Here is a 12,014-nt window from a genome sequence, read left to right as displayed (position 1 = left end):
TCTTTTATTACAGCGATTTGGCTGGTAAATGAAGTTTTTGTTTCGCACAGAGGCGCGGAGGAAAAAGGTAATCAAAGTTTGGTTTAAATCGCCGAAAACTGCTGTAAATCCATCTTCAAATTATCAGTATACTTTGTATTAATTTTAACATTTAAAAAATTTTCTTTTTTTAGGTTCAACCTATTGACTTTCGCCTGCGGGGATGATATTTTGATAATGGGAATGCGTGGGTATTTAGATAAGTCTCAACATCCGATTATTTACGCACTATCATCATACCACGACCGCTGGGGATGAAAACCGTAATCTTTAAAACTTTTTTTGAAAAATTTATACAAAAAAGCCTAAGTATGATGGCACCCAGACTATGAGCAAACCCTAGATAAAGCTTGATTTATCTGAGTTAATAGCTCTTCCATAGAGATAGAACGGGGCAATATCTGGGTAGCAATTTCACTTACCGCAGTTTCTACAGAAGATGTATATCTGTGCTTACGGGATTGAGAGCTATTTTCATAATTAGGCTGGTTTAATTTTTGGTCAAGTACCAAAATTGGGGGTAATTTAAAGGATGAATCCCCCAAGGATTGTATAGCTTTGTGTACTTCTTGATGCATCGGCGTTTCCTGTAAACAAATTAATAGTAGGTCAACACTTTTATGACTAACTTGTTGTAAAACTTCCGACCAACAACTAGCAATAGAAGCTCTAAAACCAGCAGTTTGTAAGTATTGAATTAGAGCTTGAAACCATTCATAGCCTCTATTACCGGGCTGATTTTTGAGATTGAGAGTAGAATTTTTAATTAACTGATAATTCTTGACTGGTTTGCGATTTATTTTAGGTAAATCATGCAACATAGTAACATCTACAACGAGAATATTGAGTGGACAACTGATGCCGGCGGCAATTTGTAATACAGATGATAAAGCATTTCCCTGGTAATTGTGGGGATCATTTTCCTGATGCAAGGGACTTAAACAAGGAAATACAGACAATCCGGGTATTTGGGAAGCGGCTAAAGTAGTAGCAACATCACAAGTGACCAATGGTAAAGTTGCTAATCGCTGGTGTTTAGTTAATTGTTGTAGATAAGTGCGAGCCGTAGAAATTTCCATATCTAGTAATATTACATCAAACTGCCAGACCCGTGCTAACAGATCTGCTTGATCTAAATCATCTACTTCAATAACTCGATGTTCTCGAAGGGAAGGATAGAGATTAACCGCTTCTAACTCTGGATTTACTAAGCGGAGAATTCGTAGAGGGACAATCTGAGGATGGTGATTATTTTCCGTCGCTGAATGTTGAACCTTTGGAGATGTAGATAATTGTGATAATAGTGTAGTCAATAGGTGGTGTTTGATGGGTAGACTTAAAAAACTATCAGCCTGTTTAGTAAGTGCTTGTTCCTTTTCTGCGGCTGTAGCCGTGACAACAACATGAATGTGACGAGTTAAAGCATCAGATTTCAATAGAGTCAAAACATCCCAACCTGAGAGTAAAGGTAATAAAGGGTTTAAAAATATAGCCTTTGGTTGTAAACGTCGGGCTTTTTCTAAAGCTTCTGTTCCTGATCTAGCAATGACAACACGATAACCTAAAGCCTTGAGTTGTTCAGTTAATTCTTCAATATATTGGGCTACTGCCTCCACCACCAACACCAATCTGGGGGAGGAATTTGGCTGGTATTGTGGAGAATTGTGGAGATTTTGACGGCCAGAATTGGCAGTGTTTATTTCCCGCTGTTCTGGTTTTATATCTTCAGAGTCGTTCAAACTGAGTTTTGGTGGACTCGGAGGTAAAAGCAGAGTAAATTGACTACCTTTACCTTCACGAGATAGGAAACTGACATCTCCACCATGTAAGCGAGCCAAAGCTCTGGTTAAGACTAATCCTAAACCCGTTCCTTCAAACTGACGGGTGAGGGGGTTTTCTAATTGCTGGAATTTTTGAAAGATTAAATGTTGTTGTTGTTCAGGAATGCCAATACCTGTATCCCAGACAGTAAAAGCAATCCAACCTTCCCAACGACTTACCCGTAACCCAATTTCTCCAGATACTTCTGTGAACTTAAAGGCATTAGAAAGTAGATGTGCCAGCATTTGACGCAAGCGTAATTCATCCGCTACCATTTGTTCTAAACCCGGTTCAATGGCCAGACTAAATTGACGGTGAGACGAATTGTGATTTTCTGCTGGGGATAATTGTTGAGTTTTGTTATTTTGCTGATAGATATTTTTTACATCTGATAAAGCTCGTTCACAGACTACCTGAATTTGTACTGGGGTGAAAGTGAGTTGCATTTGTCCAGTTTCCATGCGAGTCAAATCTAAAATATCATTAACCACACTCATCAAATGTCTGCCACTTTGGTGAATTAGCCCAGCATAACGAGCTTGGCGCTCATTTAATTGTCCCAACTGTTGGTCTACAAGTAGTCGAGATAGTCCTAAAACTGCCGTTAGTGGTGTTTTTAATTCGTGACTGATACAAGCTAAAAATTCATCTTTTAAGCGATTGAGTTGAATCAAATCGGCGTTTTTTGTTGCCAATTCCTTGCAAAGTTGTTGTTGTTCCGTGACATCTGTTGCTAATATTAGCCATAGGTCATCGGTAGTTGCTGGCACTTGTGACTCAGAAACCCAAATTTGCAACTCCCTACTATCCAAAGGGATTTTGGCAAATTGCCAAACCCGTTCTTGACCATTTTTGATTTCGACCACACAAGTACAAATACCCAGATGGGTATCTAAAACACAACGGTCAGAACCACTATTGACATTAACAGATGACTCTTCCAGAAATGGTAAAGCTGATGATGACTCAGGTGAAAAATCCGTTGGGGGGATAGTTGTTTTGGGACTCGTGAAAGGATCTGGTTTCAGATTTTCGGACTCATGAGCATAAATATAAGCAGATTTTTGAGAGTGAGTCGGGGCAAGTATGGTCTCTACCTGTTTTCTAACACCTTCGATGTCTTTTAATGCTCCCAATTGTTGCCACCAAGCAGGATTTTGGGTGATTACTTTGCCATGACTATTTTGTAACATAATTGGCCAAGGCAGTTGCCCTAACAAATGGACTATGGATGTGTGTATTTTTGGCGGTTCTTTTTCCTGATTGATGATTGAGTTAATAGGATTTTTGTTTTGAGCTAAGAGTTGCAATAAGCGTAAAGTGTCCACTATTCCCAGGAGTTTACCATCTGAGTCAACCAATGCCCAATCTAAATTTCTTTGTTGTTGAGTTTCTTGGTATTGTAAAAATAGGCGGAAATGTTCTAGACTCTGTGCTGCTGATATGGTTTGTATTGGTTCTAGGAGCGATTTATCCAGCTGTGAGAGTGGTCGCTGTAAATTTAAAAGGTAGTCATCAGTGGTTGCTGCTAATAATTGTGGCAGTAACCGAGTGGAGTATAACAAACCAATTGGGACTTGTTGTGAATTGACTACCATCAAGCGATCGCACTGTTGGTTGGTAAAAATATCCAGCACGGTTGCTAGAGTATTTGTTTCTAAGCAGATTGGTACATTTGCTAGAAATTGATAAAGCGGGTACTGTAGCATTGATATAATTCCTCAGTGGTCATTCTGCTGATGATCAACCCCGGCCTCACCATCAGCCTTAGTTGAGATGGTCTTCAAGCCTGAAGCAATATCCGGCCAGAATATTGAGAATGGCTACGCTATTGTGGGATTCCGGTGACATATTTAGGAATTACGCACAATATATAGAGAAACCTTCTTTCCTTCCTGTTCTATCCCTTGAGGGTGCCTTGGGAACGCTGCTTTCTGGTTCATGCTTTCGTAGTTCGTTGTTTCGTAACTCGTGGGTAAGTCCTCATATTGACAAACCGCGCTGAAAAATTTTCCTCAAACCAGATAAATCCAGACAAACCAAATAAATATTGAATAGTTTTGGTATTTTCATCGCTGTTACATACGGTCAGTAGTTTGATACCATCTATATGTAAATAAGCCGTAAGCTACAGGCTATCAAGAGCCTGGGGGTTTGGCTATGACTTTGGCACAGTCCATGGACTAAAAATACATGAACTTGAAGCCAATCTTGGATTATTTTCCCCCTCACGGTGCGAGATGTGAATTTTCATAGTCAACAAGTAACCATCTTGACAAGATTATTACTTGTATTGAAAGTCATTACTTTTGAGAGTGACAACTACAACAATAATTATGACTCCAAAGATTCGCTTTAGAACCTTGAGGAATTATAATGATTTAAAATGCGACAATTCTTTAAGTTTATTTAAGTATCTTATCAAGGAGTAAAGTAATGTAACCTAAGTCCAAGTTTGATTTGTTAATGCACTTATCAATGATTCCTAACTACGCCCATGGATATAAGTTATCCTGTTTAAGCCAGACAAATATGTTTATTTACTGACTTATATATGCCTTGCCTACATAATACCCATGATTTATCAACCGTAAATGTTAGTACCTATATTGCTTTTACAAAAAAATATAAAACAAATTTGGGGTAGACCATTTGCACAAAAGAAGCACAAAGGTTTACTGATTCACAGAGGGAATTTCATGAATAAATTCCTGAGCCAATACTACCGATTAATCAGCGAATGGTATTGGCAGCCAATGACGACTACACCTGATCAGATATACCATTTACCTAATCAGACATTAGAGAAAAAAAATAATTATTTCCTGGCCTTTGCCCAGCAGAGAAAGGCACAAAATTTTCAACATATGACTACTACCGAAAAACGGGAGATACTAGAGCAACTGAAATCAGATTATCGGCAAATTATTGTAAATTATTTTCTAACTGACAAAGCAATAAAAGAAAAAATTGATAAATTTATCAACGCCCTATTTTATGCTAATATTCCTGTGCCACAAATTATAGAAATACACATGGAAATCATTGACGAATTTGCCAAACAATTAAGACTAGAAGGGAGAAGCGATGAAACATTACTAGATTACCGTTTAACCTTAATAGATATTTTGGCACATCTTTGTGAGATCTATCGTTCTACTGTTGCTAAAATCAACTGAATGTGGCCAAGGAGAATTTGCATCTTCATGGATCGTGAGTAAATACTAAAAGTATAGATAAAACCAAAACCTTTGCTTTTTTTATTTGTCACATTTATTGCTTATTTTTAGGAGTCTATATTGTATGAATCAAGCCAAAAAAACCTATGTTCTCAAGCTTTACGTAGCAGGGAACACCCCCAATTCAGTGCGAGCCTTAAAAACCCTCAAAGATATCTTAGAGCAAGAATTTAAAGGTGTTTATGCCTTAAAAGTAATTGATGTTCTGAAAAACCCCCAATTAGCCGAAGAAGATAAAATTCTTGCCACCCCGACATTATCAAAAATTTTGCCACCGCCAGTGCGGAAAATTATTGGTGATCTCACGGACCGAGAAAGAGTATTGATTGGATTGGATCTGTTGTATGAAGAATTGAACGAAGAATACGAAAAAGAGTAGGATAAAATACAGTAGATTGGGGGTAAAAGAAGTACAAAATTTTCATAAAAAATTAATTATCAAGCGGATTTTACCAAAAGACTCCTAACTGCGTAAATTCTGCCGTATTTATGAAAAATGATCAAAAACTTTCTTGATTTTAAAAAACCAGGTTGAATATCCTTATTAGATAAACCATGACAAAAAAAGAGCAGTTTGACCAAAAAAAAATACCCGTTGGTGGCGTAGAAAAAATTCGGACAATGATCGAGGGCTTTGACGATATTAGTCATGGTGGTTTACCCGTTGGTAGAACCACCTTAGTGAGTGGAACTTCCGGGACAGGAAAGACGTTGTTATCACTGCAATTCCTTTATAATGGCATTACCTACTTTGACGAACCAGGAGTATTTGTCACCTTTGAAGAATCCCCCAGTGACATTATTAAAAATTCCCATATTTTTAATTGGAATTTGCAAAATTTAATTGATCAAGGGAAATTATTTATTCTCGACGCTTCTCCTGATCCTGAAGGTCAAGATATAGTTGGTAATTTTGACTTATCTGCCCTGATTGAAAGGTTACAATATGCAATTCGTAAATATAAAGCCAAAAGAGTTTCCATTGATTCAATGACAGCCATATTTCAACAATATGAAGCTGTAGGAGTAGTGCGACGGGAAATTTTTCGTTTAGTAGCGCGTCTGAAACAATTAAACGTCACCACAATCATTACCACTGAAAGAGGTGAAGAATATGGACCAGTAGCATCTTTTGGCGTTGAAGAATTTGTTTCCGATAATGTAGTAATTGTTCGCAACGTTTTAGAAGGAGAACGAAGACGAAGGACTATTGAAATTCTCAAATTACGGGGAACAACCCACATGAAAGGTGAATATCCCTTTACAATTACCAACGAAGGAGTTAATATATTCCCCTTGGGAGCGATGCGATTAACACAAAGATCCTCGAATGTGCGAGTATCTTCTGGGGTAAAAATCCTTGATCAGATGTGTGGTGGTGGTTTCTTTAAAGACTCGATTATTTTAGCCACAGGAGCGACGGGAACTGGTAAAACCTTATTAGTGAGCAAGTTTATCCAAGATGGCTGTATTAATGGTGAAAGAGCGATATTATTTGCCTATGAAGAATCTCGCGCTCAACTTTCACGTAATGCTTATTCATGGGGGATTGATTTTGAGGAATTAGAACATCAAGGATTGTTAAAAATAATTTGTACCTATCCCGAATCAACTGGTTTAGAAGATCATTTACAAATTATTAAATCAGAAATATCTCATTTTAAACCTGCTCGCATTGCCATTGATTCACTTTCAGCCATGGCTAGAGGTGTTAGTAATAATGCTTTTCGTCAATTTGTCATTGGGGTTACAGGTTATGCTAAACAAGAAGAAATCACTGGTTTTTTTACCAATACTACAGACCAGTTTCTCGGTTCTCATTCTATTACCGACTCCCATATTTCCACAATTACAGACACAATTTTGATGTTGCAGTATGTAGAGATTCGGGGAGAAATGTCGCGGGCAATTAACGTCTTTAAAATGCGAGGTTCTTGGCATGATAAAGGTATTCGTGAATATAATATCACAGCAGACGGACCAGATATTAAAGATTCACTGCGTAACTACGAGCGAATTATTAGCGGTGCGCCTACTCGCGTTATTATAGATGAAAAAGCAGAACTTTCTCGCATTGTCAGAGGTTTTGAAGACAAACAGAGTTCTGATGCTTAAAATAGGAAGAGTGCGATATTCCTTCACAAATCTATGGATCATGCTATATTTTGTGGTGAAGACAAGTATTCTGCCGCTAAATTGATATATTTTTTTCTGTGAGGGGACGCGGTGAAAAGACAGCAATTATTCCATAGTTTCTTACCCGGTTTTACGGTAGCAGTATTAACAACTCAGCCCGCTTGGGCTACTGTTGTGAACATGAGTGAGGTACAGCCAGGGTCTTATCCTAATGTTTTGATTGGCAATTCATTTACAAACAACAGCTTATTTCCTAAGAGTCAATTTACAAGTAAATCAGGATTATTACTGAGCAGTTACTTCCGTCAAGGTAGTATAAAGCCCGCTGTTAAATACAGTCTACCAATGATTACCGCTGAGAATAATCTTGATATTCAGGAAGTAAAAATACTTAAAAAAGATGATGGTAGATTTGTCAATTTTTCTGATCTATCCAATCATAATTTCCTGGCCGTTAATAATCCAAAATCAGGAAATTCTGAGCAGCAATTTACCAGCGGTAATACTAGGGTATCAGAATTACTAGAATCTCGGAAATGCCCACAGCAGAAGAGTCAAGCAGCTTTGCTACTTGCTTCTAACAACTGTTTACCTAAAAATACTTCTGATTGGATAGCGCAAACAACTATCCCTACTACATCAGAACCCAGTAAACCCTTTGCTGTTAGTAATGTAAAATCCCAAGTTAGTCAGTCAGTAGATTTTACTAATACTCCTAATGACTTAAATCCTAACCCGAATCCGCTGTTATTTCCAGGACAAGCGGAGGAAGTAAAAATACAGGCAACTCGGCCAATTAGTTTGTCAGAGGCTTTGGAACTGGCTAAACGGAATAACAATGATTTACAAGTGTCCCTGTTACAATTGCAACGGACTAAATCAGTTTTGCGGGAAGCTCAAGCGGCTTTATTTCCTAGTATAGATTTAAGTGCAGATGTAACGAATAGTCGCAGTACCGCTGACACACTGGCTGTTGAAAGACGACGGAATGCTGGATTTCCGGCAGATGATGCTCCGGCGAACACAAATTTCAGCGGGACAGCACAGATAAAATATGATTTGTATACCTCTGGTAGACGCAATGGGGCTATTCAGGAAGCTGAAGAAAGGATACGTGTACAAGAGTTGGATGTCGAAAAACAATCTGAAGAAATTCGTCTAAATGTGTCCAGGGCATATTATGATCTGCAACAAGCAGATGAAAACGTGAGAATTACTAAGTCAGCGGTAGAAAATGCTCAAGCTAGTTTAAAAGATGCCATGGCCTTAGAAAAAGCTGGTGTTGGTACTCGTTTTGATGTATTGCGATCGCAAGTAAACCTAGCCAATTCTCAACAAGACTTAACCAATGCTCTCTCTCAACAACAAATTGCCCGTCGCAAATTAGCGCCATTGTTAAATTTATCTCAGTCAGTGAGCATTAGTGCGGCTGATCCAGTAAAATTAGCAGGTTTATGGCAGCAACCATTAGAACAGAGCATTGTTTTAGCTTATCAAAACCGTCCTGAACTACAACAAACTTTAGCGCAGCGAAAAATTAGCGAAGCACAGATAAAACAGGCTTTAGCGTCCTCTGGTCCACAGGTGAGTTTAGTAGGGAGATATAACTTATTAGATCAATTTGATGACGGAACTAGTGTCAGCGATGGTTATTCATTGGGACTACAAGCCAGCATTAACTTATATAATGGGGGATCAGCAAAAGCAAGAGCCTCCCAAGCTAAAACCAGTATTGCGATTGCTGAAACTCAGTTTTCCGAACAAAAAAACCAGATTCGCTTTCAAGTAGAACAAGCTTATTCCACCCAAGCATCAAGTTTAGAGAACGTACAAACTGCTAATGTAGCCTTAGAACAAGCTAGAGAATCTTTACGGTTAGCGAGGTTAAGATTCCAAGCAGGGGTAGGTACTCAAACCGATGTAATTAACGCATTAAATGATTTAACAAGATCCGAGGGAAATCGAGTCAAAGCCATATTAGACTACAATCGAGCCTTGACAGAATTACAAAGGTATGTTACAGCCAAAGGATTAAAACAGTTAGAGGAATCAGGAGTCAAATAAGAGTTAAGATTCGTAGGTTGGGTTAAGCGAAGCAAAACCCAACATAAGCCTTGGGTTTCGTGCCTCAACCCAACCTACAAGAAATGGACAGGGCATGAATTGATATTGATAATTCTCAATGCTGTAAAATAGTTCTCAAAACTGTTGCAACTGCTAAACTAGCCAAAAACTCATGACCATGACTAAAGTTACATCACAAGAGATTGCAAAATTTCGTTCTCTGATGGTAGATGATTCTCAAGCAATGGAAGCATTAGACTTGATAGAGGACTGCGATGGAGATTTAGAAGACGCGGTAATGACTCTGGCTATTAAGGCTGGACAACAACCGGAACAAACTAATTCTGAATGGTTAGATGCCTTAGCCAAAAAATGGCGGGCTGTAATTTGTGAACAGGAATATCGAGAAGACTTGCTAAATGGGTCAATTCAAGAGATGATAGAACATCTGAGGACAATACAGACCTTTCCTAGAAGTCTGGCCACACCGGTTTTAATTTATGTTCTTAAACAAGGTGTAAATAAATTTTGTGAGCCTTTAGACTTGCTAAAATCAGATCAATCCTGACTGGTGAATATACTGATGATGTCAACTGGAATTTAAAAAATAGTTTAAGATTAATGAATTATCTTGTTGCTGTATTATCAGATCGTATCCAAGCCGAAGCCGCCGATTTAGCTTTAGAAAAAGAAGGCATAAATGGGACTATTCTTGGTAGAGGTTATAAAAGTGCTGATGAATTTGGTTTAATTGATCCCAAAGAAGAAGCAAAAAAACAAGTAAAATTAATGGCGATTTGGTTAGTCCCATTTGGCTTTTTTTCCGGTTTTACCTTCAGTTTGATTACTGGTTTAGATACCTTTGCTTGGGCTGGAGAAATCGGTAATCACGTAATTGGCGGAATTTTGGGCGCTGGTAGCGGGGCTATGGGTAGTATATTTGTGGGGGGTGGTGTTGGTTTGTTTGAGGGTGGTGGTGATGCTTTACCCTATCGTAATCGCTTAGATGCGGGTAAGTATTTAATTGTCGTCCAAGGTTCGGAAACTCTGACCCGCCAAGCTACTCGGATTTTAAGGCAGTTTGACCCGGAAAATATTCAAGGTTATGCTGAAAATAATTGATTGGTAATTGTTGTCTGAATCAAGATATCCAGGATTTAAGGATTAATCAGGATTCTAAATAACAATTAATAACAACACTTGTGAACTTCGCAATCCGAACTCCTGTAACTGCTATAATTCTATGCTACCTAGAGAAGAACTTTTAAAAGGGGTTGAAAACCGCGATACCATTGCCCGTGTAATTGATCAAGCAGACCAGGCTATAAAGACATGGGAGGTGGTATTAACAGATTTTTTGTCTCCGCCAGAGTTAGCGGAAATTAACCGGGTATTTAGCCGATTAACAGAGGTGCATTTAGTGACTTGGGGTGGATATCCCCAAGCGGAAAGACAAAGAATAGCGATCGCCCGCGCTGAGTTACCATTAGATCAGTCTCAAGTTGCTATCATGGCCTTAGAAATTGCTGGTAATTTCTTATTTGATACAGCGAATCACCGAGATTTTTTAGGTGCGATGTTGGGAACGGGAATTGTCCGGGAAAAAACGGGAGATGTGATTGTTTTGGGGGAAAGAGGGGCGCAGGTGATTGTTGTCCCGGAATTGGCAGAATTTTTAGAGATGAGTTTAAAACAGGTGCGTTCTGTACCGGTGAAAACTCAACGCATTGATATTAGTGAGTTAAAAATCCGCGAACCAAAGAAAAAAGAATTAACGACTGTGGAAGCTTCTTTGCGGTTAGATGCGGTGGCTTCTGCCGGGTTTGGGATGTCTCGCAGTAAAATGGTAGATTTAATCGCCTCCAATGATGTGCGCGTTAATTGGAAGGAAGTGACTCAAGCCAGTTCCCAGGTCAAAACGGGGGATTTAATTGCTATTCGGGGAAAAGGTCGGTTAGAAGTTGGAGAAATTGCGGTGACAAAAAAGGATCGTTATCGGGTGCAGTTAACTAGATATATGTAAAATAATATATCTAAAATATATCTAAAATAAAATTTTGGTTTTAGGGGTTGACAGATGATATTTTAGATGATAGATTATTAATCTGTGTGATTACGGACGGTTAGCTCAGGTGGTTAGAGTACATCGTTGACATCGATGGGGTCGTTGGTTCGAGTCCAATACCGTCCATACTGTTTTTTAAAGTGACTGGTTATTTACCGCTGTAGAAAAAGGCAATTTCCTTTTCTTTTAGAGGCGCGAAACCAGCATCAATTAGCTTTTGGTCTAGTTCAGTTTGGGGAATATGTTTAGCACCAATACGAACAATGCGAGAACGCATGGTGTTAGATACACCACTACGCTGTCTGTTCGCTTCTAAAGCCATAACTTGTGCATACAATTCTAACTTAGCGGGAGGAATAGGAGAACCATCAAAATCAATTCCTTTAGCGATCGCTTGGTCAATAGCATCAGCACCTGTGGTAGTTTCAGTAGTCATGGTAAATCATTTTCAAAGATAAGATATAGAACCATTTTACCACCTATAGGAGTCCGGTTTGATTCCTAAATTTATTTGTTTAAGCCGTATTGTGGGGTGGGTTACGCTACGTATCTATTCAAAAATGAAATGGGAATGTGTCTTAGCTTATTTAAACAAGTTACCAAGAAAGCATAGATAAGAAAAAAGGATTTTTACCAATTACCCATTACCC

9 protein-coding genes and 1 tRNA gene are annotated in these 12,014 nt (G+C 38.6%); 8 read left to right on the top strand and 2 right to left on the bottom strand.

Annotated elements, in window-relative coordinates; all coding sequences use genetic code 11:
• Positions 1-365: 365 nt before the first annotated feature.
• Positions 366-3,569 (bottom strand): ATP-binding protein, encoded by a 3,204-nt coding sequence (locus ACIR131C_RS0114455; protein WP_081677203.1) that lies wholly within the window; start codon positions 3,567-3,569, stop codon positions 366-368.
• A gap of 885 nt (positions 3,570-4,454) precedes the next feature.
• On the opposite strand from ACIR131C_RS0114455, the gene ACIR131C_RS26100 reads away from it, so the two are divergent.
• The 8 genes from ACIR131C_RS26100 (at position 4,455) to ACIR131C_RS0114415 (ending at position 11,490) form a co-directional block, all read left to right on the top strand.
• The gene (locus tag ACIR131C_RS26100) at positions 4,455-5,039 is read left to right on the top strand and encodes a KaiA family protein (RefSeq protein WP_028090776.1); all 585 of its coding nucleotides are present in this window, start codon (positions 4,455-4,457) and stop codon (positions 5,037-5,039) included.
• Between the two features lie 124 nt (positions 5,040-5,163).
• Positions 5,164-5,478 carry a circadian clock protein KaiB gene (gene kaiB / locus ACIR131C_RS0114445; protein WP_028083970.1) on the top strand — a complete coding sequence of 105 codons (315 nt, stop codon included), beginning with the start codon at positions 5,164-5,166 and terminating at the stop codon, positions 5,476-5,478.
• A 176-nt stretch (positions 5,479-5,654) separates the two neighbouring features.
• Entirely contained in the window at positions 5,655-7,214 is a 1,560-nt protein-coding gene (kaiC, locus tag ACIR131C_RS0114440; protein ID WP_028090775.1) for a circadian clock protein KaiC, read from the top strand.
• Positions 7,215-7,325: 111 nt separating this feature from the next.
• On the top strand, positions 7,326-9,299 hold the full coding sequence (locus ACIR131C_RS0114435; RefSeq protein ID WP_028090774.1) for a TolC family protein: 1,974 nt from the start codon (positions 7,326-7,328) through the stop codon (positions 9,297-9,299).
• A gap of 178 nt (positions 9,300-9,477) precedes the next feature.
• Positions 9,478-9,867 (top strand): hypothetical protein, encoded by a 390-nt coding sequence (locus ACIR131C_RS0114430; protein WP_028090773.1) that lies wholly within the window; start codon positions 9,478-9,480, stop codon positions 9,865-9,867.
• Positions 9,868-9,920: 53 nt separating this feature from the next.
• On the top strand, positions 9,921-10,421 hold the full coding sequence (locus ACIR131C_RS0114425) for a hypothetical protein (RefSeq protein WP_028090772.1): 501 nt from the start codon (positions 9,921-9,923) through the stop codon (positions 10,419-10,421).
• A gap of 121 nt (positions 10,422-10,542) precedes the next feature.
• Positions 10,543-11,322 carry a photosystem II electron transport protein, Sll1252 family gene (locus ACIR131C_RS0114420; protein ID WP_028090771.1) on the top strand — a complete coding sequence of 260 codons (780 nt, stop codon included), beginning with the start codon at positions 10,543-10,545 and terminating at the stop codon, positions 11,320-11,322.
• Between the two features lie 94 nt (positions 11,323-11,416).
• Positions 11,417-11,490, top strand: a tRNA-Val gene (locus tag ACIR131C_RS0114415).
• Between the two features lie 22 nt (positions 11,491-11,512).
• Here the strand turns inward: ACIR131C_RS0114415 and ACIR131C_RS0114410 are convergent.
• A complete protein-coding gene (locus ACIR131C_RS0114410) occupies positions 11,513-11,800 on the bottom strand; it encodes a small RNA NsiR4-regulated ssr1528 family protein (RefSeq protein WP_028090770.1) in 288 nt (95 codons plus the stop codon).
• Between the last annotated feature and the right edge of the window lie 214 nt (positions 11,801-12,014).

Origin of the sequence: Dolichospermum circinale AWQC131C (assembly GCF_000426905.1) — a bacterium.
Taxonomy (GTDB): Bacteria; Cyanobacteriota; Cyanobacteriia; order Cyanobacteriales; family Nostocaceae; genus Dolichospermum; species Dolichospermum circinale.
The sequence above is the reverse complement of the archived record's forward strand: the minus strand, read 5'-3'. Positions and strand labels throughout refer to the sequence as shown.